Raw genomic sequence first — 20,011 nt, 5'->3', positions numbered from 1 at the left:
ACTGCTCCCTCACCTCATCGAGGAATAAGACATGAACCAGGAACTGACGAACAACCCGTTCAACCCGCTGACGCCGCCCAAGGCCTTTGACGAGATCAAGGTGTCGCTGGCGTCGCCGGAACGGATCCTTTCGTGGTCCTACGGCGAGATCAAGAAGCCCGAGACCATCAACTACCGGACCTACAAGCCCGAGCGTGACGGCCTGTTCTGTGCCCGTATCTTCGGGCCGATCAAGGACTACGAGTGCCTTTGCGGCAAGTACAAGCGGATGAAGTATCGCGGCGTCGTCTGCGAGAAATGCGGCGTGGAAGTCACGCTGCAAAAGGTCCGCCGCGAGCGTATGGGCCACATCGAACTGGCCGCGCCCGTCGCGCACATCTGGTTCCTGAAATCGCTGCCGTCCCGCATCGGCCTGATGCTGGACATGACGCTGCGTGATCTGGAACGCGTTCTGTACTTTGAAAACTACGTGGTGATCGAACCCGGCCTGACGGACCTGACCTATGGTCAGATGATGTCCGAGGAAGAGTTCATGGACGCCCAGGACACCTTCGGCGCCGACGCCTTCGAGGCCGACATCGGCGCCGAGGCCATCCGCAAGATGCTGGCCAACATCGACCTGGAATCGGAGGCAGAAACCCTGCGCGCCGACCTGGCCGAGGCGACCGGTGAACTGAAGCCGAAGAAGATCATCAAGCGTCTGAAGGTGGTGGAATCCTTCCTCGAGTCGGGCAACCGTCCCGAGTGGATGATCATGACCGTGATCCCGGTCATTCCGCCGGAACTGCGTCCGCTGGTGCCGCTGGACGGGGGCCGTTTCGCGACCTCCGACCTGAACGACCTCTACCGCCGCGTGATCAACCGGAACAACCGTCTGAAGCGCCTGATCGACCTGCGCGCACCCGACATCATCGTGCGGAACGAGAAGCGGATGCTTCAGGAATCCGTGGATGCGCTGTTCGACAACGGCCGCCGTGGCCGCGTCATCACCGGCGCCAACAAGCGCCCGCTGAAGTCGCTGTCGGACATGCTGAAGGGTAAGCACGGTCGCTTCCGCCAGAACCTTCTCGGCAAACGCGTCGACTTCTCGGGTCGTTCGGTCATCGTGACCGGCCCGGAACTGAAGCTGCATCAGTGCGGCCTGCCCAAGAAGATGGCGCTGGAACTGTTCAAGCCCTTCATCTACTCGCGGCTGGAGGCCAAGGGCCTTTCCAGCACCGTGAAGCAGGCGAAGAAGCTGGTCGAGAAGGAACGCCCCGAGGTCTGGGACATCCTGGACGAGGTGATCCGCGAGCACCCGGTTCTGCTGAACCGCGCGCCGACGCTGCACCGTCTGGGCATCCAGGCGTTTGAACCCCAGCTGATCGAAGGCAAGGCCATCCAGCTGCACCCGCTGGTCTGCTCGGCCTTCAACGCCGACTTCGACGGCGACCAGATGGCCGTGCACGTGCCGCTGTCGCTGGAAGCGCAGCTGGAAGCCCGCGTTCTGATGATGTCGACGAACAACGTTCTGTCGCCCGCCAACGGCGCGCCGATCATCGTTCCCTCGCAGGACATGATCCTTGGCCTCTACTACACCTCGATTGCCCGCGACGGCATGAAGGGCGAAGGCATGACCTTCTCCTCGATCGACGAGGTCCAGTATGCGCTGGACGCCGGCGAGGTGCATCTGCACGCCAAGATCACCGCGCGGATCCCGCAGATCGACGAAGAAGGCAACGAGATCACCAAGCGGTTCGAGACCACCCCCGGTCGCGTCCGTCTGGGGGCCCTGCTGCCGATGAACGCCAAGGCCCCGTTCGAGCTGGTCAACCAGCTGCTGCGGAAGAAGGACGTTCAGCGCGTCATCGACACCGTCTACCGCTACTGCGGCCAGAAGGAATCGGTCATCTTCTGTGACCAGATCATGTCCATGGGCTTCAAAGAGGCCTTCAAGGCAGGGATCTCCTTCGGCAAGGACGACATGGTGATCCCCGACACCAAGTGGACCATCGTCGACGAGACCCGCGAGCAGGTGAAGGACTTCGAACAACAGTACATGGACGGCCTGATCACCCAGGGCGAAAAGTACAACAAGGTTGTCGATGCCTGGTCGAAGTGTAACGACAAGGTCACCGAGGCCATGATGTCGACCATCTCGGCGGTGCAATACGACGAGAATGGCGCCGAAGGCGAGATCAACTCGGTCTACATGATGGCCCACTCGGGCGCCCGTGGCTCGGTCACCCAGATGAAACAGCTGGGCGGGATGCGCGGCCTGATGGCCAAGCCGAACGGCGACATCATCGAGACCCCGATCATCTCGAACTTCAAGGAAGGTCTGACCGTTCTTGAATACTTCAACTCGACCCACGGCGCCCGGAAGGGTCTGTCGGATACGGCTCTGAAGACGGCGAACTCGGGTTACCTGACCCGTCGTCTGGTGGACGTCGCCCAGGACTGCATCGTGCGCGAGCCCGATTGCGGCACCGATCAGGCGATCACCGCAGAGGCGGCCGTCAACGACGGTGAGGTCGTGGCAACCCTGGGTGAACGCGTCCTGGGCCGTGTCTCGGCCGATGACGTGCTGCGCCCCGGCACCGACGAGATCCTGGTCAAGAAAGGCCAGCTGATCGACGAACGGATGGCCGATGCGATCCAGGATGCCAACGTGCAGTCGATGCGCATCCGCTCGCCGCTGACCTGTGAGGCCGAGGACGGCGTCTGCGCCGCCTGCTACGGTCGCGACCTGGCCCGCGGGACGCAGGTGAACATCGGCGAAGCGGTCGGCATCATCGCCGCCCAGTCGATCGGTGAACCCGGCACCCAGCTGACGATGCGGACCTTCCACATCGGCGGCGTGGCCCAGGGTGGTCAGCAGTCCTTCATGGAAAGCTCCTCGGACGGCATCGTTGCCTTCGAGAACGCCAACCTTCTGGACAACGCCAATGGCGAAACGCTCATCATGGGCCGCAACATGAAGCTGCGGATCCTGGACGAGCATGGCGAGGAACGCGCGTCCCACAAGCTGGGCTACGGCACCAAGCTGTTCGTCAAGGACGGTCAGAAGATCGCCCGTGGCGACAAGATGTTCGAATGGGACCCCTACACCCTGCCGATCATTGCCGAGAAGTCGGGCAAGGTGCGCTATGTGGACCTGGTCACCGGTATCGCCGTGCGCGAAGAGACCGACGATGCGACGGGCATGACCCAGAAGATCGTGGCCGACTGGCGCGCCGCGCCGAAGGGCAACGAGCTGAAGCCGGAACTTCTGATCGTCGACGAAGACGGCGAGCCGCTGCGCAACGACGCGGGCAACCCCGTCACCTACCCGATGTCGGTCGATGCCATCCTGTCGGTCGAAGACGGGCAGGACATCAAGGCCGGTGACGTCGTCGCGCGGATCCCGCGTGAAGGCGCGAAGACGAAGGACATTACCGGTGGTCTGCCGCGTGTGGCCGAACTCTTCGAGGCGCGTCGTCCGAAGGACCACGCCATCATCGCCGAGATCGACGGCTATGTCCGCTTCGGTCGCGACTACAAGAACAAGCGTCGCATCACGATCGAACCGGCGGATGAGACCATGGAGCCCGTGGAATACATGGTGCCCAAGGGCAAGCACATCCCGGTGACCGAAGGCGACTTCGTTCAGAAGGGCGACTACATCATGGACGGCAACCCGGCGCCGCATGACATCCTGGCCATCATGGGTGTCGAAGCGCTGGCGGACTACATGGTGGACGAGGTGCAGGACGTCTATCGACTGCAGGGCGTGAAGATCAACGACAAGCACATCGAGGTGATCGTTCGCCAGATGCTGCAGAAGTGGGAGATCCTCGACAGCGGCCAGACCACGCTGCTGAAGGGCGAACACGTCGACAAGGTCGAGTTCGACGAGGCCAACGAGAAGGCCGAAGCCAAGGGCCTGCGCCCGGCGTCCGGCCAGCCGATCCTGCTGGGGATCACCAAGGCCTCGCTGCAAACGCGGTCCTTCATCTCGGCGGCCTCCTTCCAGGAGACCACCCGCGTGCTGACCGAAGCCTCGGTTCAGGGCAAGCGCGACAAGCTGGTCGGCCTGAAGGAGAACGTGATCGTGGGTCGTCTGATCCCCGCAGGCACCGGTGGCGCCACGCAGCGCGTGCGCCGTATCGCCGGCGATCGGGACAATGTGGTGCTGGAGGCCCGCCGCGAGGAGGCCGAACAGGCCGCCGCCCTGGCCGCGCCGACGCTGGACACCGAAGCCGACAGTGGCCTGGTGGAAACGCCGGAAAACGACAGCTGATCCGGCCCCTGCCGATCTGAAATCTGGAAAAGGCCCCCGCTTCGGGGGCCTTTTTCGTGCCCGCCCGGGCGCGCGCGGGGTAAGGCCTGGGGGGCCTCTCTGCGCCGTCGTCCCTCCGGCGTCCTTCGGCACGGGCCCGGCGGGGGAGAAGGACGCGCCAACGCCCCGGGGAACCGCCCCGCCCCCTGCCGCCCATTGCCTTTTGGCCCGCCCCGCGCCATGGCTGTTCGGCCGGGCGCCTGTGCCGTTCCGGCCCATTGCGAAAGGGGAGGGGACCCATGACCGATAACGTCAAGGCGGCGCTGCTGATGATGGGCTCGCTGGCCCTGCTGGCGATCAACGACAGTGCCATCAAGGCGGTGGCCCTGACCGTGCCGCTGGCGCAGATCATTGTGCTGCGCAACGCCATCACCTCGACCGCGCTGGCCTTCGCCCTGACCCGCACGCGTGGCGCCTTCCGCCTGTCGCGCCGCGACTGGCACCTGACCCTGCTGCGCGGCGTGGGCGAGGCGGGGGCGGCCTATTTCTATCTCACGGCGCTGATCCATATCCCCTTCGCCAACCTGACCGCCATCCTTCAGGCGACCCCCTTCGTGGTCACCCTGGGCGCGGCGCTGTTCCTGGGCGAAAGCGTCGGCTGGCGCCGCCTCTCGGCCATCCTGGTGGGCTTCCTCGGCGTGCTGCTGATCCTGCGCCCGGGGGTCGAGGGCTTCGACCTCTACGCGATCTACGTGCTGATCTCGGTCCTCTTCATCACCCTGCGCGACCTGACCACCCGGGGCCTGTCGCCCGAGGTGCCCGCGCTGACGGTGACCTTCGTCACCTCGCTGATGGTGATGGGCCTCTACGCGGTGCTTTCCTTCGGCACTCCATGGGTGGCGATGCCAGCCCCGGCGCTGCTGGCTGTGGTCTGCGCGGCGGGTCTGGTGCTGGCCTCCTACGTGACAATCATCCGCGCCATGCGCCTGGGCGAGATCGCCTTCGTCTCGCCCTTCCGCTACACGGCGCTGATCTTCGCCCTGATCCTGGGCCTCGTCCTCTTTGGCGAATGGCCCGATGGCTGGACCCTGGCGGGGGCGGCAATTGTCGTGGCCTCGGGCCTCTTCATGCTCTACCGTGAGCGCAAACTGGGCGTCACCCCAGATGTGCCCGAAGAGCTACCAGAGGTCTCGACGCAGCCATGAACCGGATCCAGATGCTGGGCCTGTGCCGCTTTTCCTATCCGACGGGCGGCGATGGATTTTCCGAAGTGCCCGGCGATCTGGACGCCAATGTCGCCCGCCTCTACGACCCCGCGCGGCTGGCCCAACGGTTCTGGTTCTTCGAAACCCTCTGCCTGCCTCTGCTGGCCGCGCAGACCGATCCCGATTTCCAGATCCTGCTGATCCATGGCGCGGCCCTGCCGCAGCCCTGGCGCGACCGGCTGCGCGCGGCGGTGGCGCCGCTGCCGCAGATCAGGCTGAGCGCCCAGCCCGAGGGCCTGCCGCACCGCGAGACCTGCAACCGGCTGATGCGCGCCGCCCGCGACCCCGAGGCGCGGGCCGTTGGCGAGTTCACAATGGATGACGACGACGGGGTGGCCCCCGATTTCATCGCCCGCGCCCGGGCCGATTTCGATCTCCTGCGCCCGCTCTGGCGCCAGGGCAAGCGGCTGGCGCTGGATTACAATTCGGGCCTGGCGATCCGTGCCCCCAAGGGTGGGGCAGGGCAGGGTGATCTCGAGGTCGCTCCGGTTCAGGCGGATTTCTGGGCGCCGGGGCTGGTGATCTTCTCGGGCCCACGCTCGACCCGTTCGATCCAGGATTTCAACCACCGCCGGGTCTGGTCGCGGATTCCCTCGGTCACCCTGCCGCAGCCGCCGATGTTCCTGCGCGGCAGCCATGACAGCAACGACAGCCGGGTCGACAAGCGCCTCGCCGCGTCGCGGCGCGGTGACGGCGCCGAGGGCTCCGAGATCCTGGCCGACCGCTTCGGCCTCGACGCGGCCACCCTTCAGGACAGCTGGCGCGCCTTCGCGCGGACATCCCCCCCGGCGGGTTAGGCACCCCGCCCGCCACCCGACGCCGCGCCCCTCTCTTCTCGTTTGCCAAAAATATCCCGGGGGAGTCTCCGGCACGGAGACGGGGGCAGAGCCCCCTTGTGCTGTCCATTGCCGCCTCCGCCGAGGGTTGGGCAGAGTCCTTGCCCCCCTGACCGCCGCACCCCCGGCTTGACCCGCCCTGGCGTCTTCTGGCAGGGACAGGCCGTGCCACCGGGGGCAGGGGGGGGCGTGGCCCTTGCAGGGCTGGCCCGCAGGCGTCCCGCGCCTTCACCCAATGTTGACAACCCCTCCGACTCCCCCTATACGCGCCAGCAATCAGGCGAGGGGGCCGCCCCTTTGCCTTCCAGATTAACGTGGTCAAGATCCGGGAGAGATCCCCGATCCTCTGGAAAACCCACCGCGTCGATCCCCGTGTACGTGGGGTCGGATGCGGTTTTTTACGTTGCGCGCACATCGCCCCTTTTGACCGGGGGCCGAGCGCCCGACGAGAGGCCGGGGCCGATCCCCGGAAAGGAATCCCCGTTTCGGCGGGGTCATGATCACCCGGTCCCGGCGGACGCGTCGAGGACCACGCAAGAGCAAACGCATGGGGACACGGCCCCTCATGCAACACTAGTGTTAGAGACGGGAAAGTAACCCTTATGCCTACGATCCAGCAGCTGATCCGCAAGCCGCGGCAGCCCAAAGTGAAACGCTCCAAGTCGATGCACCTGGAACAGTGCCCGCAGAAGCGCGGCGTCTGCACCCGCGTGTACACCACGACCCCGAAGAAGCCGAACTCCGCTATGCGGAAAGTTGCGAAGGTGCGCCTGACCAACGGCTACGAGGTCATCTCCTACATCCCCGGTGAAACCCACAACCTTCAGGAACACTCTGTCGTCCTGATCCGTGGCGGCCGGGTGAAAGACCTTCCGGGCGTTCGCTACCACATCCTGCGCGGTGTGCTGGATACCCATGGTGTTAAAGATCGTAAACAGCGTCGCTCCAAATACGGCGCGAAGCGTCCGAAGTAAGAGGATTAGAGAATGTCCCGTCGTCACGCTGCCGAGAAGCGCGAAGTTCTGCCCGACGCCAAATATGGCGATCGTATCCTGACGAAATTCATGAACAACCTGATGATCGACGGCAAGAAGTCGGTCGCAGAGAAGATCGTCTACAACGCGCTCGACCGCATCGAAGCCAAGGTCAAGCGCGCGCCCGTGGAAATCTTCCACGAAGCGCTGGACAACATCAAACCCTCCGTCGAGGTCCGTTCGCGCCGCGTTGGTGGTGCCACCTACCAGGTCCCCGTCGAAGTGCGCCCCGAGCGTCGTGAAGCCCTGGCGATCCGCTGGCTGATCACCGCGTCGCGTTCGCGCAACGAAAACACCATGGAAGAGCGCCTGGCTGGCGAACTTCTGGACGCTGTCAACTCGCGCGGCTCCGCTGTGAAGAAACGCGAAGACACCCACAAGATGGCCGACGCGAACAAAGCGTTCAGCCATTACCGCTGGTAAAACCCCAGGAAGGCAGACTTACCATGGCACGCGACTATCCGCTCACGCGTTATCGTAACTTCGGCATCATGGCCCACATCGATGCCGGCAAGACCACGACGACCGAGCGTATCCTCTACTACACCGGCCGGTCCCACAAGATCGGCGAAGTCCACGATGGCGCCGCCACCATGGACTGGATGGAGCAGGAGCAGGAACGCGGGATCACGATCACCTCGGCTGCGACCACCACCTTCTGGCAGTGGCAGGAAGATCCCACCGCGGATGGTACGTCCGACACGAAGTTCCGCTTCAACATCATCGACACCCCCGGCCACGTCGACTTCACCATCGAAGTTGAACGTTCGCTGGCGGTGCTCGACGGTGCCGTCTGCCTTCTGGACGGTAACGCCGGTGTCGAACCCCAGACCGAAACCGTCTGGCGTCAGGCCGACCGTTACAAGGTTCCGCGCATCGTCTTCGTCAACAAGATGGACAAGATTGGCGCCGACTTCTTCAACTGCGTGAAGATGATCAAGGACCGCACCGGTGCGACCCCCGTTCCCGTCGGTATGCCGATCGGTGCCGAGGATCAGCTGGAAGGCACCATCGACCTGATCACCATGGAAGAGTGGGTCTGGAAGGGTGACGACCTCGGCGCTGGCTGGGTCCGTCAACCGATCCGTGACGAGCTGAAAGATCTGGCCGACGAATGGCGCGCCAACATGATCGAGAACGCCGTCGAAATGGACGACGCGGCCATGGAAGCCTACCTGGAAGGCGAAGAGCCCGACGTGCCCACCCTGCGGAAACTGATCCGCAAGGGCACCCTGTCGCTGTCCTTCGTTCCGGTTCTGGGCGGCTCTGCCTTCAAGAACAAGGGTGTCCAGCCGCTGCTGAACGCCGTGATCGACTTCCTGCCCGGTCCCCTCGACGTCCCCGCCTACATGGGCTTCTCGCCGGACGACGAGACCGAAGAGCGTAACATCGCCCGCAACGCGTCGGACGAAGAACCGCTGTCGGGCCTGGCCTTCAAGATCATGAACGACCCCTTCGTCGGCTCGCTGACCTTCACCCGGATCTATTCGGGCACCATGAAGAAGGGCGACTCGATCCTGAACTCCACCAAGGGCAAGAAAGAGCGCATCGGTCGTATGATGATGATGCACTCCAACGACCGTGAGGAGATCGAAGAGGCCTTCGCAGGCGACATCATCGCGCTGGCCGGTCTGAAAGAGACCACCACCGGTGACACCCTCTGCGCCCAGAACGCCCCCGTCGTGCTGGAAACGATGACCTTCCCCGATCCGGTCATCGAGATCGCCGTCGAGCCGAAGACCAAGAACGACCAAGAAAAGATGTCTGCCGGTCTGCAACGTCTGGCCGCCGAAGACCCCTCGTTCCGCGTCGAGACCGACCTCGAGTCCGGTCAGACCATCATGAAGGGCATGGGCGAACTTCACCTGGACATCCTGGTCGACCGCCTGAAGCGCGAATTCAAGGTCGAGGCCAACATCGGTGCGCCGCAGGTGGCCTATCGCGAGACGATCTCGAAAGAAGTCGAACACACCTACACCCACAAGAAACAGTCGGGTGGTTCGGGTCAGTTCGGTGAGGTCAAGCTGATCATCACCCCCACCGAGCCGGGCGAAGGCTACTCCTTCGAAAGCCGCATCATCGGTGGTTCGGTGCCCAAGGAATACATCCCGGGCGTCGAGAAGGGGATCAAGTCGGTCATGGATAGCGGTCCGCTGGCAGGCTTCCCGGTGATCGACTTCAAGGTCGCGCTGATCGACGGTAAGTTCCACGACGTCGACTCCTCGGTCCTCGCCTTCGAAATCGCCGCACGTATGTGTATGCGTGAAGGCATGAAGAAGGCCGGCGCCAAGCTGCTGGAACCGATGATGAAGGTCGAAGTGATCACGCCGGAAGAATACACCGGTTCCATCATCGGCGACCTGACCTCGCGTCGGGGCCAGGTTTCGGGTCAGGAACCGCGCGGCAACGCTGTTGCGATCAACGCCTTCGTCCCGCTGGCCAACATGTTCGGCTACATCAACAACCTGCGCTCCATGTCCTCGGGCCGCGCGCAGTTCACGATGCAGTTCGACCACTACGACCCGGTTCCGCAGAACATCTCGGAAGAGATCCAGGCGAAATACGCATAAGACGGGTGGCGGGGTGAACCCCGCCCTACCCACCACCGTAGGGTGGGGAGTTCCCCACCGTCCGAACGACGAAAAAGGAGACTTACCATGGGTAAGGAAAAGTTTGAGCGCGGCAAACCGCACTGCAACATCGGCACGATCGGTCACGTTGACCACGGCAAGACGACGCTGACGGCGGCGATCACCAAGTACTTCGGTGACTTCAAGGCCTACGATCAGATCGACGGCGCGCCGGAAGAGAAAGCCCGCGGCATCACCATCTCGACCGCCCACGTCGAGTACGAGACCGAAGCGCGTCACTACGCCCACGTCGACTGCCCCGGCCACGCCGACTACGTGAAGAACATGATCACCGGTGCCGCCCAGATGGACGGCGCGATCCTGGTGGTGAACGCCGCTGACGGCCCGATGCCGCAGACCCGCGAGCACATCCTGCTGGGCCGCCAGGTGGGTATCCCCGCCATGGTCGTGTTCATGAACAAGGTTGACCAGGTCGACGACGAAGAGCTGCTCGAGCTCGTCGAGATGGAAATCCGCGAACTGCTGTCGGCCTACGATTTCCCCGGCGACGACATCCCCGTCATCGCAGGTTCGGCCCTGGCCGCTCTGGAAGGCCGTGACCCGGAAATCGGCGAAGAGAAGATCAAGGAACTGATGGCGGCCGTGGATGAGTACATCCCGCAGCCGGCCCGTGCCGTGGATCAGCCCTTCCTGATGCCGATCGAAGACGTGTTCTCGATCTCGGGTCGTGGTACGGTTGTGACCGGCCGTGTGGAACGTGGCGTGGTGAACGTTGGTGACGAACTGGAAATCGTCGGCATCAAGGACACCAAGAAAACCACCTGCACCGGTGTGGAAATGTTCCGCAAGCTGCTGGACCGTGGTGAAGCCGGCGACAACATCGGCGCCCTGCTGCGCGGTATCGACCGTGAAGGCGTCGAGCGTGGCCAGGTTCTGTGTAAGCCGGGTTCGGTGAAGCCGCACACCAAGTTCGAAGCCGAGGTCTACATCCTGACCAAGGACGAAGGTGGCCGTCACACCCCGTTCTTCGCCAACTACCGCCCGCAGTTCTACTTCCGGACCACCGACGTGACCGGCACCGTGACGCTGCCCGAGGGCACCGAGATGGTGATGCCCGGCGACAACCTGAAGTTCGAAGTTGAACTGATCGCGCCGATCGCCATGGAAGACGGCCTGCGCTTCGCCATCCGCGAAGGCGGCCGCACCGTGGGTTCGGGCGTCGTCTCCAAGATCGTCGAGTAATCGACGATCGCCGGGCCCAAAGGGGCCTGGGCCAACCGATTGAAACGGCGGGGGAAACCCCGCCGTCTCTCATATCGGTCTCGAAAGGGAAAAAGCCTCTGGACTTGTTGTTCGGAAGCGACTATTCCGCGCCAATTCCAAACGGCGGGCCGCCCTGTTTTCAGGGTCCGCCGTAGGGTTCGACGAGGGACAGGGGTGAGCCCTGTTCGTCCTATCAACTCCAATGCCGCGAAAGGCTATCAAAATGAGCCAAACCATTCGCATTCGGCTGAAGGCATTCGATTACCGCGTCCTGGATTCCAGCACGCAGGAAATCCTGAACACGGCGAAGCGCACCGGCGCGACCGTCCGTGGCCCGATCCCGCTGCCCAACAAGATCGAGAAGTTCACGGTTCTCCGTGGCCCTCACGTCGACAAGAAATCCCGCGACCAGTTCGAGATCCGCACCCATAAGCGGCTCCTGGATATCGTGGATCCGACCCCGCAGACGGTGGACGCGCTGATGAAGCTCGACCTCGCCGCCGGCGTGGATGTCGAGATCAAGGTTTAAGGAGGGTCCAACTGATGCTCCGTTCCGGTATCATCGCTAAAAAGGTCGGCATGACCCGTCTCTTCATGGAAGACGGCAAGCAGATCCCCGTCACCGTCCTGCAACTGGACAACCTGCAAGTGGTCGCTCAGCGTACCGCTGAGGCCAATGGCTACACCGCCGTCCAGCTGGGCGCCGGCACCGCCAAGGCCAAGCGCACCTCTCAGGCCATGCGCGGCCATTTCGCCGCCGCCAAGGTCGAGCCCAAGCGCAAGGTTGCCGAGTTCCGCGTGGACCCCGAGAACCTGATCGAAGTGGGCGCGGAAATCTCTGCCGACCATTACTTCGAAGGTCAGTTCGTCGACGTGTCCGGCACCTCGATCGGTAAAGGTTTCGCCGGTGGCATGAAGCGCCACAACTTCGGCGGCCTGCGCGCCACCCACGGCGTGTCGATCAGCCACCGTTCGCACGGTTCGACCGGCCAGTGTCAGGACCCCGGCAAGGTGTTCAAGGGCAAGAAGATGGCAGGCCACATGGGTGCCGTCCGTGTCACCACCCAGAACCTGCAAGTGGTCAAGACCGACGCCGATCGCGGCCTGGTCTTCATCAAGGGCGCCGTTCCCGGCTCCAAGGGTGGCTGGGTCACCGTCAAGGACGCCGTCAAGAAGCCGTTCCCCGAGAACGCCGTTCTGCCGGCAGCCCTGAAATCCGCCGCCGCTGCTGAAGCGCCCGCGGCTGAGCAGAAGGAAGGCGACGAATGAAACTCGACGTGATCAATCTGGACGGCTCCGCGGCCGGTTCCGTCGATCTCGGCGACGAGATCTTCGGCCTGGAGCCCCGCGCCGACATCCTGCACCGCGTTGTCCGCTGGCAGCGCAACAAGGCGCAGGCCGGTACCCACAAGGTGCTGACCAAGTCGGAAGTGTCCTACTCGACCAAGAAGATCTACCGCCAGAAGGGCACCGGTGGCGCACGTCACGGTTCCCGCAAGGCGCCGATCTTCCGCAAGGGTGGTATCTACAAGGGCCCGACCCCGCGTAGCCACGGCCACGACCTGACGAAGAAGTTCCGCAAGCTGGGCCTGATGCACGCGCTCTCCGCCAAGGCGAAGGCCGGCTCGCTGGTCATCATCGACGCGGCTGAATCCGAAGGCAAGACCTCGGTCCTGGCCAAGCAGGTTGCAAACCTGGGCTGGAAGCGTGCGCTGATCATCGACGGTGCCGCCGTCAATGAGGGCTTCGCCCGCGCCGCCGCCAACATCGACGGTCTGGATATCCTGCCGACCATCGGTGCAAACGTGTACGACATCCTGAAGCGTGACACCCTGGTGATCACGAAGGCGGGTGTCGAAGCTCTGGAGGCTCGCCTGAAATGAGTGCCAAGGCAGAACATTACGACGTGATCCGCAAGCCGGTCATCACCGAGAAAGCCACCATGGCCTCCGAGGCCAACGCGGTTGTTTTCGAAGTGTCGATCGACGCCAACAAGCCGATGATCAAGGAAGCCGTCGAGGCCCTGTTCAATGTCAAGGTGAAGGCCGTCAACACGACCGTCACCAAGGGCAAGGTCAAGCGGTTCCGCGGCCAGCTGGGCAAGCGTAAGGACGTCAAGAAGGCCTACGTGACCCTGGAAGAGGGCAACACGATCGACGTGACCACCGGTCTGTGATCGGGGTGGTGGGTTGCACCCACCCTACGAGATGACAGGGCCCCTCGCAGCGATGCGGGGGGCCTTTTCCTTGCGGGCCGCTGCGCCCCCCCAATGCCCTTTGCCAACGGAGGCATGCATGATCCCCTGGGAAACCCTGGCCACCACCCAAGCGCCCGAGGGCGACATCCTGCGCCTCTTCCGGCGCGGCACGGAATATTCCATCCGCCTGGGCGACGGCAACGAGCTGATGAACTCCCGCCTCGGCGGGTCGGAAATCGCGCTGGCCACCCTGTCTTTCGACCGCCTGAAGCCCCGCCCCGCGCCCCGCATCCTGATCGGCGGCCTCGGCATGGGCTTCACCCTGCGCGCGGCGCAGGAGGTGGCCCCGCCCGACGCGCAGATCGTGGTCTCAGAGGTGGTGCCAGAATTGATCGGCTGGGCGCGGGCCGAGATGGCCCCGGTCTTCGGCGACTGCCTGTCGGACCCCCGCGTCGAGCTGCGCGCGGGCGACGTGGCGGCGGAGATCGCCTCGGTCACCGCCCATTGGGACATGATCCTGCTGGACGTGGACAACGGCCCGGACGGGCTGACCCGCGAGGGTAACGACGCGCTTTACGGGGACATGGGGCTGGGCGTGGCGCACCGGGCGCTGACGGTGCATGGGGTGCTCTCGGTCTGGTCGGCGCACCCGAGCCGGGAGTTTGCCAAGCGCTTCGCGCGGGCGAATTTCGATGTGAAGGAGGAGGGGGCGCGGGCCGGACGGACGAAGCGCGGGTCGCGGCATACGGTCTGGACGGGGGTGCGGAAGGGGCGGTGATGTCTCTGGAACTATGCCTATAGTGATATCTAGGTATATCTACTGGTTTTCCCTAGATATGAATATACTTTCATATAGTCTCAGGAAGACGACGCGTGAGGAGGCGGCATGGACCCATATCGAAATCCCTTTGCCCCGGGGGCCGGTAGTCGACCGCCCGAACTTGCTGGCCGAAACGCGATCCTTGAGGGCGCGCGGGTATCATGTGGCCGTGCGGTGAGAGGAAAAAGCGCACGTTCGCTGATGCTTCTGGGCCTCCGCGGTACTGGCAAAACAGTCTTGTTGAATGAGATTGGTCGAATTGCGGAAGCAGAGAACTTGCTGGTCTCCAAAGTGGAGGCACCAGAGGGAGAAAGCCTCGCGAAACTTCTGTATCCGGAGATGCGGAAGGTTATGCGTTCACTTTCGAGCTACGAGGTTGCGAAAGACCTAGCAACCCGAGGTCTGAGAGGTCTTCGAGGCTTCGCTTCGATTTTCAAGATCGAAGCAGGAGGTATTGAAGTCGGGATAGAGCCAGAGCCGGGGTTAGCCGATAGTGGAGATCTTGAACACGACCTGCCTGACCTGTTTTTGGCAATTGGTCGGTCGGCAGCCGCAGCAGGAAAAGGTTGGGCGTTGCTGATCGACGAGGTGCAATATCTCTCAAGCGAAGACCTCTCGGCTTTGATTGTGTCGATCCACCGCATGTCTCAGGAAGGTTTGCCCGTGATCCTGATAGGGGCTGGCTTGCCCCAAGTCGCAAAGCTGGCTGGAGAGGCAAAGTCATACGCTGAGCGGCTGTTTCTCTATCCAGAAGTTGGTGCCCTGGATACTGCGTCTGCACAGCTTGCCATTCGGAAGCCGATCGAAGACGAAGACGCCGAAATTGAAGATTGCGCGCTGGATGATGTCGTCAACGGCACCGCAGGCTACCCGTTCTTTCTGCAAGAGTGGGCTTCGGTTGCTTGGAACGTGTCTGAAGGGCCGACGATCACAAAGGCTGAAGTCGAGGCCTCTTATGAGGAAACACTGGCCTCTCTGGATGAAGGGTTCTTCAGAGTCAGGATAGACCGCCTCACAAAGGCTGAGATAGTGTTTGTCGCTGCTATGGCCGGACTTGGGGATGGGCCCTACGCCATGGCAGACATCGCCAAGTCCCTTGGGCGAACGCAGCAATCCCTCGGGCCGACGCGTGCAAACATCATCTCCAAAGGGATGATTTACAGCACGGACCATGGCTATTTGGATTTCACAGTTCCCTTGTTTGCTGAGTTCATGCGAAGGCAGGCTTGAATAGCTATTGGTGTGTGCCCACACCCCTTGCCACCCCACCCCCACCTTGCTATATGCGCCCAATCCTGACGGCCCCGGATTCGCTCCGGGGCCTTCGGGTGTTTGACGCCTGGGGACCTTCGGGGCCCTGTAACATCCGGGTAGTCTGTCAGCGGCGGTACTTCCAACCGCCCGGCAAATACCCAACACATAGCCGTCCCACGTGGCCCCGGACCCGACTACACACCGGACCAAACGAAGGCGGCGCTTGCTAAACGGAAGACAGAAAGCATGGCACTTAAGTCGTATAAGCCGACGACGCCGGGCCAGCGCGGGCTGGTGCTGATCGACCGTTCGGAGCTGTGGAAAGGACGCCCCGTCAAAGCCCTCACCGAGGGTCTGACGAAATCGGGCGGCCGGAACAACACCGGACGTATCACCTCCCGCCGTCGTGGCGGTGGCGCAAAACGCCTCTACCGGATCGTCGATTTCAAGCGGAACAAGGTCGACGTCGAAGGCGTCGTGATGCGGATCGAATACGATCCCAACCGGACCGCCTTCATCGCGCTGATCCAGTATGTCGATGGCGAAAAAGCCTACATCCTGGCGCCCCAGCGTCTGGCCGTCGGCGACAAGGTCGTCTCTTCGGCCAAGGCCGACATCAAGCCCGGTAACGCAATGCCCTTCTCGGGTATGCCGATCGGTACGATCGTCCACAACATCGAGCTGAAGCCCGGCAAGGGTGGCCAGATCGCACGCGCCGCGGGCACCTATGCCCAGTTCGTTGGCCGTGACGGTGGCTACGCCCAGATCCGTCTCAGCTCGGGCGAACTGCGCATGGTCCGCCAGGAATGCCTGGCCACCGTCGGCGCGGTCTCGAACCCCGACAACTCGAACCAGAACTACGGTAAAGCCGGTCGTATGCGCCACAAGGGCATCCGTCCGTCGGTCCGTGGTGTCGTCATGAACCCGATCGACCACCCCCACGGTGGTGGTGAAGGCCGGACCTCTGGTGGCCGTCACCCCGTTACCCCCTGGGGTAAGCCGACCAAGGGTGCGAAAACCCGCAAGAACAAGGCCACGGACAAGTACATCATCCGCAGCCGTCACGCGAAGAAGAAGGGTCGCTAATCTATGGCACGTTCTGTTTGGAAAGGCCCCTTCGTTGACGCTTACGTCCTGAAGAAGGCCGAAGCGGCACGCGAAAGCGGTCGTAATGAAGTCATCAAGATCTGGTCGCGTCGCTCGACGATCCTGCCCCAATTCGTGGGTCTGACGTTCGGCGTCTACAACGGCCAGAAGCACATTCCTGTCAACGTCACGGAAGACATGATCGGTCAGAAGTTCGGTGAATACTCGCCGACCCGCACCTATTACGGTCACGCCGCCGACAAAAAAGCGAAGCGGAAGTAAGTCATGGGTCAGGAAAAAAATCCCCGCCGCGTGGCAGACAACGAAGCCATGGCAAAACTGCGTATGCTTCGGACCAGCCCGCAAAAGCTGAACCTGGTGGCGCAGCTCATTCGTGGCAAGAAGGTGGACAAGGCCCTGACGGACCTGACCTTCTCCAAGAAGCGCGTTGCGCAGGACGTGAAGAAATGCCTTCAGTCCGCCATCGCCAATGCCGAGAACAACCACGGCCTGGACGTCGATGATCTGATCGTCGCCGAAGCCTGGGTCGGCAAGAACCTCGTGATGAAACGTGGCCGTCCCCGTGCCCGTGGCCGTTATGGCAAGATCATGAAGCCGTTCTCGGAAATCACCATCAAGGTGCGTCAGGTCGAGGAGCAAGCCTAATGGGTCAGAAAGTCAATCCGATCGGCATGCGCCTCCAGGTCAACCGCACCTGGGATAGCCGCTGGTACGCCGACACCAAGGATTTCGGTGATCTTCTGCTGGAAGACATCAAGATCCGTGAGTTCATCAAGGAAGAGTGCAAGCAGGCCGGCATTGCCCGCGTGATCATCGAGCGCCCCCACAAGAAGTGCCGTGTGACCATTCACACCGCACGTCCGGGCGTGATCATCGGCAAGAAAGGCGCGGACATCGAGGTGCTTCGCAAGAAGCTGGCTCGCATGACCGACAGCGAACTGCACCTGAACATCGTCGAAGTGCGCAAGCCCGAGCTGGACGCCATGCTGGTGGCCGAGTCCATCGCACAGCAGCTCGAGCGTCGTGTGTCCTTCCGTCGCGCCATGAAGCGCGGCGTGCAGAACGCCATGCGCATGGGTGCCCTGGGTATCCGCGTGAACGTTGCCGGCCGTCTGGGCGGTGCCGAGATCGCACGGACCGAGTGGTATCGTGAAGGCCGTGTGCCGCTGCACACCCTGCGCGCCGACATCGACTATGCTCACGCCGAAGCCATGACCCCCTATGGTATCATCGGGATCAAGGTCTGGATCTTCAAAGGCGAGATCATGGAGCACGACCCGCAGGCCCGCGACCGCAAGGCGCAGGAACTGCAGGACGGTCCGGCTCCGCGTGGCGCCGGCGGTGGCCGCCGCGATCGCGACCGGTAAGGAGACAGAAAGATGCTTCAACCGAAACGCACCAAATTCCGCAAGATGTTCAAAGGCCGGATCCACGGCCAGGCAAAAGGCGGCTCCGACCTGAACTTCGGCACCTATGGCCTGAAGGCCACCCAGCCGGAGCGTGTGACTGCACGTCAGATCGAGGCAGCCCGTCGTGCCATGACGCGCCACATGAAGCGTCAGGGCCGTGTCTGGATCCGCATCTTCCCGGATACCCCCGTCACCTCGAAGCCCGTCGAAGTTCGTATGGGTAAAGGTAAGGGTTCCGTCGATTACTGGGCCTGCAAGGTCAAGCCCGGCCGGATCATGTTCGAGATCGACGGTGTGTCGGAAGAAATCGCACGTGAGGCCCTGCGCCTGGCGTCGATGAAACTGCCGATCAAGACCCGCGTCGTCGTTCGCGAAGACTGGTAAGGTTTGGGGGGTCACCCCCCGCCTGACGAGATCTGAAACCCCCGCCGAGAGATCGGCGGGGGTTTTGCTTTATGCGGAAGGCGGGGCGGTCATGGGTGTTGTCCTTGCCCTGTCCTGCGGGGCGCGACAGGTAGAAGGGGTCGGGGGCTCTGCCCCCCTTGAGCCCTGACGGGCTCAATTCCCCCCGGGATATTTCCGGCAAACGAGAAGAAGCAGGGGGAGCCTGGGGGGCTGGGCGGTCGCGCGGATCTGGTGGGGGCGGGCGCCTGGTTGCCAAAGTCGGGAGCGCCGGGGCCGAGCGCGCGCGGGAGGAGGTCGCGGAGGTCGCGTCGGGGGTGAGCCTCTGCGGAAGGCCTTGGGCGAGGCCAGCCATCTGGTCGCAGGTGCGGGGGCTTTCGCGCTGCCGCTTGGCGCGCTAGGAGGGCACAGAGCCATCGCAGGAGGTGCCCCATGTCCGATATCCGCTCTTTGTTCGTCACCCGCCTGTATCAGGCCGCCCTGTCGGAAAAGGGCCCCAAGGTGGATCCGGCCGAGCTGGAGGCCAGCTGCTATTCCATCGCCGAGGATGACGAGGCGGGGCAGGAGTGGTGCGAGGAGAACGACTATCCGGGCTATACTTCTTACGCCTCACTGACCGATCTGCCCTGGCGGTTCCCGATCTTCGAGGACGTCAAACAGGCGCTGGACCTGCATGTGGCGGCCTTTGCCGAAGAGCTTGGGTTCGATCTGGGCGAGGGGAGCCTGCAACTGGAGGATCTGTGGATCAACATCCTGCCTGAGGGCGGGACCCATTCCAGCCATATCCATCCGCATTCGGTGATTTCCGGCACCACCTATGTGGCCATGCCCGAGGGCACCTCGGCGCTGAAGCTGGAGGACCCGCGCTTGCAGATGATGATGGCCGCGCCCACCCGCAAGAAGAGCGCGCCCGAGGCCTTGCAGCCCTTCATCTACGTCAAGCCCAAGGTCGGGGACATCCTGCTGTGGGAAAGCTGGCTGCGCCACGAGGTGCCGGTGAACATGACCGAAGAGGACCGCATCTCGGTCAGTTTCAACTACAAATGGGTGTGATCGCCGGTCCGGGCCGCGGAGCGGTCCGGCAAACGGTCCGGGGGACCGTTTGAGACGATCACGGGCGGAGCCCCCGCCAGCCCGACCTGTGGCGCCGATGGTGCGGGGCGGCCTGGCCCGGGCGCGGCCTCTCAGCCGACCTTGGCCAGCAGGATCATCGCCGCCAGGGCGCAGCCGATCCCGGCCAGTTCGCGCGGGCCCAGCACCTCGCCGAACCAGCGGGTGCCGATCAGCACCAGGGCCAGCAGGGTCAGCATGGAATAGGCCACCCCCGCCTGGGTCAGCGAGATATGCCTGACCGACCAGAACCAGCACAGGGCCGAGACGGCGTAGAGCGCGACGCCGGTCATCACCAGCGAGGACATCCCCGTATGGCCCCGGTCGGCGGCAAGTTTGAGGGCGAAATCGCCTGCCAAGACCACAATCGCGGTCAGGCTCGCGAAGGCGAGGCCGAAAATATATGTCATCTGTTCCAACTGTATCAAAAATGAATAGTAGTATCGAAACCCGGCCGGGACGGCAGAATAGCGTGTCCCGTTG

General features: G+C 63.2%; 20 protein-coding genes. 19 read left to right on the top strand and 1 reads right to left on the bottom strand.

Going from position 1 to position 20,011, the window contains the following annotated elements:
• Positions 1 to 31: 31 nt before the first annotated feature.
• The 19 genes from rpoC to ACRARE_RS03155 all read left to right on the top strand — a co-directional run bounded on the left by rpoC (position 32) and on the right by ACRARE_RS03155 (position 19,471).
• A complete protein-coding gene (rpoC, locus tag ACRARE_RS03245) occupies positions 32 to 4,261 on the top strand; it encodes a DNA-directed RNA polymerase subunit beta' (protein ID WP_432654962.1) in 4,230 nt (1,409 codons plus the stop codon).
• Positions 4,262 to 4,539: 278 nt separating this feature from the next.
• On the top strand, positions 4,540 to 5,445 hold the full coding sequence (locus ACRARE_RS03240; protein WP_432654961.1) for a DMT family transporter: 906 nt from the start codon (positions 4,540 to 4,542) through the stop codon (positions 5,443 to 5,445).
• Positions 5,442 to 6,302 carry a glycosyltransferase gene (locus ACRARE_RS03235; protein ID WP_432654960.1) on the top strand — a complete coding sequence of 287 codons (861 nt, stop codon included), beginning with the start codon at positions 5,442 to 5,444 and terminating at the stop codon, positions 6,300 to 6,302. The genes ACRARE_RS03240 and ACRARE_RS03235 overlap by 4 nt, the downstream gene beginning before the upstream one ends.
• A gap of 641 nt (positions 6,303 to 6,943) precedes the next feature.
• Positions 6,944 to 7,315, top strand: coding sequence for a 30S ribosomal protein S12 (rpsL, locus tag ACRARE_RS03230; protein WP_085889494.1), 372 nt, complete (start codon positions 6,944 to 6,946; stop codon positions 7,313 to 7,315).
• Between the two features lie 12 nt (positions 7,316 to 7,327).
• Positions 7,328 to 7,798: a 30S ribosomal protein S7 gene (rpsG, locus tag ACRARE_RS03225; protein WP_085889495.1), complete on the top strand. Its 471-nt coding sequence runs from the start codon at positions 7,328 to 7,330 to the stop codon at positions 7,796 to 7,798.
• A 23-nt stretch (positions 7,799 to 7,821) separates the two neighbouring features.
• On the top strand, positions 7,822 to 9,945 hold the full coding sequence (gene fusA, locus ACRARE_RS03220; protein ID WP_432654959.1) for an elongation factor G: 2,124 nt from the start codon (positions 7,822 to 7,824) through the stop codon (positions 9,943 to 9,945).
• A gap of 87 nt (positions 9,946 to 10,032) precedes the next feature.
• Positions 10,033 to 11,208, top strand: a complete 1,176-nt coding sequence (tuf, locus tag ACRARE_RS03215; RefSeq protein WP_432654958.1) for an elongation factor Tu — start codon at positions 10,033 to 10,035, stop codon at positions 11,206 to 11,208.
• 223 nt (positions 11,209 to 11,431) lie between these two features.
• Positions 11,432 to 11,758, top strand: coding sequence for a 30S ribosomal protein S10 (gene rpsJ / locus ACRARE_RS03210; RefSeq protein ID WP_179747236.1), 327 nt, complete (start codon positions 11,432 to 11,434; stop codon positions 11,756 to 11,758).
• A gap of 14 nt (positions 11,759 to 11,772) precedes the next feature.
• Positions 11,773 to 12,498 carry a 50S ribosomal protein L3 gene (gene rplC, locus ACRARE_RS03205; protein ID WP_432654957.1) on the top strand — a complete coding sequence of 242 codons (726 nt, stop codon included), beginning with the start codon at positions 11,773 to 11,775 and terminating at the stop codon, positions 12,496 to 12,498.
• Positions 12,495 to 13,112, top strand: a complete 618-nt coding sequence (gene rplD / locus ACRARE_RS03200; protein ID WP_432654956.1) for a 50S ribosomal protein L4 — start codon at positions 12,495 to 12,497, stop codon at positions 13,110 to 13,112. Before rplC ends, rplD begins: the two co-directional genes overlap by 4 nt.
• Positions 13,109 to 13,405 (top strand): 50S ribosomal protein L23, encoded by a 297-nt coding sequence (locus ACRARE_RS03195; protein ID WP_432654955.1) that lies wholly within the window; start codon positions 13,109 to 13,111, stop codon positions 13,403 to 13,405. The genes rplD and ACRARE_RS03195 overlap by 4 nt, the downstream gene beginning before the upstream one ends.
• Positions 13,406 to 13,523: 118 nt before the next feature.
• Positions 13,524 to 14,204, top strand: coding sequence for a polyamine aminopropyltransferase (locus ACRARE_RS03190; protein ID WP_432654954.1), 681 nt, complete (start codon positions 13,524 to 13,526; stop codon positions 14,202 to 14,204).
• 108 nt (positions 14,205 to 14,312) lie between these two features.
• Positions 14,313 to 15,476, top strand: coding sequence for an ATP-binding protein (locus ACRARE_RS03185; protein ID WP_432654953.1), 1,164 nt, complete (start codon positions 14,313 to 14,315; stop codon positions 15,474 to 15,476).
• Positions 15,477 to 15,746: 270 nt separating this feature from the next.
• Positions 15,747 to 16,586 (top strand): 50S ribosomal protein L2, encoded by an 840-nt coding sequence (rplB, locus tag ACRARE_RS03180; RefSeq protein ID WP_432654952.1) that lies wholly within the window; start codon positions 15,747 to 15,749, stop codon positions 16,584 to 16,586.
• A gap of 3 nt (positions 16,587 to 16,589) precedes the next feature.
• Positions 16,590 to 16,868 carry a 30S ribosomal protein S19 gene (gene rpsS, locus ACRARE_RS03175; protein ID WP_160892467.1) on the top strand — a complete coding sequence of 93 codons (279 nt, stop codon included), beginning with the start codon at positions 16,590 to 16,592 and terminating at the stop codon, positions 16,866 to 16,868.
• 3 nt (positions 16,869 to 16,871) lie between these two features.
• A complete protein-coding gene (rplV, locus tag ACRARE_RS03170) occupies positions 16,872 to 17,252 on the top strand; it encodes a 50S ribosomal protein L22 (protein ID WP_432654951.1) in 381 nt (126 codons plus the stop codon).
• Positions 17,252 to 17,974, top strand: coding sequence for a 30S ribosomal protein S3 (gene rpsC, locus ACRARE_RS03165; RefSeq protein WP_432654950.1), 723 nt, complete (start codon positions 17,252 to 17,254; stop codon positions 17,972 to 17,974). The genes rplV and rpsC overlap by 1 nt, the downstream gene beginning before the upstream one ends.
• 12 nt (positions 17,975 to 17,986) lie before the next feature.
• The gene (gene rplP / locus ACRARE_RS03160) at positions 17,987 to 18,400 is read left to right on the top strand and encodes a 50S ribosomal protein L16 (protein ID WP_432654949.1); all 414 of its coding nucleotides are present in this window, start codon (positions 17,987 to 17,989) and stop codon (positions 18,398 to 18,400) included.
• A gap of 450 nt (positions 18,401 to 18,850) precedes the next feature.
• A complete protein-coding gene (locus tag ACRARE_RS03155; RefSeq protein ID WP_432654948.1) occupies positions 18,851 to 19,471 on the top strand; it encodes a 2OG-Fe(II) oxygenase family protein in 621 nt (206 codons plus the stop codon).
• A gap of 131 nt (positions 19,472 to 19,602) precedes the next feature.
• Here ACRARE_RS03155 and ACRARE_RS03150 read toward each other — a convergent pair whose 3' ends face one another.
• A complete protein-coding gene (locus ACRARE_RS03150) occupies positions 19,603 to 19,938 on the bottom strand; it encodes a DMT family transporter (protein ID WP_432654947.1) in 336 nt (111 codons plus the stop codon).
• Between the last annotated feature and the right edge of the window lie 73 nt (positions 19,939 to 20,011).

It is taken from the genome of Pseudooceanicola aquaeponti (genome assembly GCF_050897975.1).
GTDB lineage: Bacteria > Pseudomonadota > Alphaproteobacteria > Rhodobacterales > Rhodobacteraceae > Pseudooceanicola.
This window is presented reverse-complemented; position numbering and strand designations above follow the sequence as displayed.

Excerpts from the sequence above, each read along its gene's own strand:
- rpsG (WP_085889495.1), top strand. The coding sequence starts at position 7,328 with ATGTCCCGTCGTCACGCTGCCGAGAAGCGCGAAGTTCTGCCCGACGCC.
- rpsL (WP_085889494.1), top strand. The coding sequence starts at position 6,944 with ATGCCTACGATCCAGCAGCTGATCCGCAAGCCGCGGCAGCCCAAAGTG.
- rplB (WP_432654952.1), top strand. The coding sequence starts at position 15,747 with ATGGCACTTAAGTCGTATAAGCCGACGACGCCGGGCCAGCGCGGGCTG.
- rpsC (WP_432654950.1), top strand. The coding sequence starts at position 17,252 with ATGGGTCAGAAAGTCAATCCGATCGGCATGCGCCTCCAGGTCAACCGC.
- rplD (WP_432654956.1), top strand. The coding sequence starts at position 12,495 with ATGAAACTCGACGTGATCAATCTGGACGGCTCCGCGGCCGGTTCCGTC.
- rpoC (WP_432654962.1), top strand. The coding sequence starts at position 32 with ATGAACCAGGAACTGACGAACAACCCGTTCAACCCGCTGACGCCGCCC.
- rplV (WP_432654951.1), top strand. The coding sequence starts at position 16,872 with ATGGGTCAGGAAAAAAATCCCCGCCGCGTGGCAGACAACGAAGCCATG.
- ACRARE_RS03155 (WP_432654948.1), top strand. The coding sequence starts at position 18,851 with ATGTCCGATATCCGCTCTTTGTTCGTCACCCGCCTGTATCAGGCCGCC.
- ACRARE_RS03235 (WP_432654960.1), top strand. The coding sequence starts at position 5,442 with ATGAACCGGATCCAGATGCTGGGCCTGTGCCGCTTTTCCTATCCGACG.
- tuf (WP_432654958.1), top strand. The coding sequence starts at position 10,033 with ATGGGTAAGGAAAAGTTTGAGCGCGGCAAACCGCACTGCAACATCGGC.
- rplC (WP_432654957.1), top strand. The coding sequence starts at position 11,773 with ATGCTCCGTTCCGGTATCATCGCTAAAAAGGTCGGCATGACCCGTCTC.
- ACRARE_RS03195 (WP_432654955.1), top strand. The coding sequence starts at position 13,109 with ATGAGTGCCAAGGCAGAACATTACGACGTGATCCGCAAGCCGGTCATC.
- ACRARE_RS03150 (WP_432654947.1), bottom strand. The coding sequence starts at position 19,938 with ATGACATATATTTTCGGCCTCGCCTTCGCGAGCCTGACCGCGATTGTG.
- rpsJ (WP_179747236.1), top strand. The coding sequence starts at position 11,432 with ATGCCGCGAAAGGCTATCAAAATGAGCCAAACCATTCGCATTCGGCTG.
- rpsS (WP_160892467.1), top strand. The coding sequence starts at position 16,590 with ATGGCACGTTCTGTTTGGAAAGGCCCCTTCGTTGACGCTTACGTCCTG.
- ACRARE_RS03185 (WP_432654953.1), top strand. The coding sequence starts at position 14,313 with ATGGACCCATATCGAAATCCCTTTGCCCCGGGGGCCGGTAGTCGACCG.
- rplP (WP_432654949.1), top strand. The coding sequence starts at position 17,987 with ATGCTTCAACCGAAACGCACCAAATTCCGCAAGATGTTCAAAGGCCGG.
- ACRARE_RS03190 (WP_432654954.1), top strand. The coding sequence starts at position 13,524 with ATGATCCCCTGGGAAACCCTGGCCACCACCCAAGCGCCCGAGGGCGAC.
- ACRARE_RS03240 (WP_432654961.1), top strand. The coding sequence starts at position 4,540 with ATGACCGATAACGTCAAGGCGGCGCTGCTGATGATGGGCTCGCTGGCC.
- fusA (WP_432654959.1), top strand. The coding sequence starts at position 7,822 with ATGGCACGCGACTATCCGCTCACGCGTTATCGTAACTTCGGCATCATG.